This window comes from Streptomyces sparsus, assembly GCF_054776295.1.
On the sequence record NZ_BAAHCA010000858.1, the window covers coordinates 1 to 2,107 of the forward strand.

Consider the following 2,107-nt stretch of genomic DNA (forward strand, 5'->3'; position numbering starts at 1 on the left):
CTCCGGCGGGCAGCAGCCGCAGGGCGGCGGCGAGGACGAGGACGACGAGGGCGAGGAGGGCGGCGACGAGGCCCCCTCGGGCACGCTGCGCCGCGGCGACAGCGGCCCCGCCGTGCAGGACCTCCAGCGGCGGTTGCGTCAGCTCTACCTCTACGACCGGCGGATGGACGGACGCTACGACCGCGGGGTGGAGTACGCCGTCCTGCGCTACCAGAACGGCTACGGCGTGCGGGGCGACGAGCCGGGCGTCTACGGCCCGAACACCCGCGCGTCGCTGGAGAGCCGCACGTAGGTGTGCTGTCCGGGAACGTTGGTGACGCTCGTGCGGAGGCGTGAGGCCTGACCAGAGCGGTAGCCGGTGGCCTGACATCGATGACGGGTCGCTGCGGTAGCCGGCGGCCCATTCCAACGCCGATGGAATCGGACCGAAAGGAAGTCGGACCAGGCCGTCTGAGATTCCACGCGGTCGCTACGTTGAGGCTCTGTCCGGCGCATCACGCGTGTCCGATTCGTTCAAGAGGACGCTGACCGCAGTCCATTACCGTCACCGCCATGAACAGCATCGGCGAGGAATCACGTCATCTCAGTACGTATGTCGACCGCACCGTCAACGATGTCTACGTCTACGCCTCGGACCCCGCCAACCTGCCCGCGTGGGCCCACGGCCTGGGAGAATCCATCGAGAAGGTCGAAGACCATTGGGTCGCGGAGTTCTCTCCCATGGGACGGGTCGTGATCACCTTCGCGCCGCGTAACGAGCTGGGCGTGCTCGACCACGTCGTCACGCTGCCCTCCGGGGAGGCCGTCTACAACCCGGTCCGCGTGATCACCAGCGGCGGAGGGAGCGAGGTCGTGTTCACCCTCCGTCGCCGGCCGGAGATGAGCGACGCCGAGTTCGAGCGTGACGCCGGCATGGTCGCTGCCGACCTGGCCCGCCTCAAGGAGCTGCTGGAGTCCGATTAGGGCCCTCCTCCGGTTCCGGCGGATCCACGTGTTCGCCTCGGAACCGGAGGGCTGGCCGGTCATGGACGGGGAGAGCTGACGCATGACGTCCACCTGGGGTACTCAGACCCGATCAGCGGTCGCCCAACTTCGATGGCCAACGATCCAAGTTCGATGACACAGAACAGTGATCGCCGCTGGCCGGTCAGCCGGTGTCCGATGGATCAGCCGTCACCCCTGCGCGCCCTTGCGCCCTTCTCGAACAGGACCGTTCCTGCTCCCCGGCCGGGGAGGGGTGGCGCGAGTGCCCCCGCGTTTTGTATGGTGATGGAACAAAGTGGTTCCGCCCGTTCCCGCACCTGACGGCGGGTTTCCCTGACCGGCGGGCGGAACCGCTCTTCTCCTCCCACCCTGGAGCCGCTCGCATGGCCGCCACCGCACCCCTCACGCTCACTGCCCGCGCGCTGCTGCTCGACATGGACGGCACCCTGGTCAACTCGGACGCCGCGGTGGAGCGGGTGTGGCGCGGCTGGGCCGCGGAACAGGGTCTCGACCCGGCCGAGGTGCTGGCCGTCGTGCACGGACGGCAGGGCTACGCCACCATGGCCGCCCTGCTGCCGGACCGCCCGATGGAGCTCAACCACGCCGACAACCGGCGGCTGCTGGCACTGGAGACCGCCGACACCGAGGGCATCGTCGCGATACCCGGCGCCGAGGCCTTCCTGGCCGCCGTGGAGCGGGTGCCGCACGCGCTGGTGACCTCCGCCGACGTTCCGCTGAGCACGGCCCGGATGGCCGCCGCCGGGCTTCGCACGCCGGACGTCCGCGTCACCGCGGAGTCGGTCAGCGCCAGCAAGCCCGACCCTGAGGGCTTTCTCAAGGGCGCCGCCGAGCTGGGCGTCGACCCGGCGGACTGCGTCGTCTTCGAGGACTCCGAAGCGGGCATCGCCGCCGGCCGCGCCGCCGGCATGCGGGTGCTCGGTGTCGGCCCCCGGGCCGCGGCCTTCCTGCCCGACGCCCATGTGCCGACCCTGGAGAACCTGCGGGTGGAGATCCTCGACGGCGGCGTGCGCCTGCACCTGAACTGACCGGTCGGGGCCCGCGGGGCCCGATCCACCGGACCCGACCGGCCCGACCCGCCGGCGCCTGAACCGCCTGACCCGGC

3 protein-coding genes are annotated in these 2,107 nt (G+C 70.8%); all 3 read left to right on the top strand.

Features of this window, described 5'->3' with window-relative positions:
- Window positions 1–292: peptidoglycan-binding domain-containing protein (locus ACYVE9_RS24210; RefSeq protein WP_461030020.1), on the top strand; the 292-nt coding region annotated here is incomplete at its 5' end.
- Between the two features lie 260 nt (window positions 293–552).
- Complete coding sequence (locus tag ACYVE9_RS24215; protein WP_461030021.1) at window positions 553–963, top strand: SRPBCC family protein; 411 nt, start codon at window positions 553–555, stop codon at window positions 961–963.
- Between the two features lie 404 nt (window positions 964–1,367).
- On the top strand, window positions 1,368–2,030 hold the full coding sequence (locus tag ACYVE9_RS24220; protein WP_461030022.1) for an HAD-IA family hydrolase: 663 nt from the start codon (window positions 1,368–1,370) through the stop codon (window positions 2,028–2,030).
- Window positions 2,031–2,107: the final 77 nt, after the last annotated feature.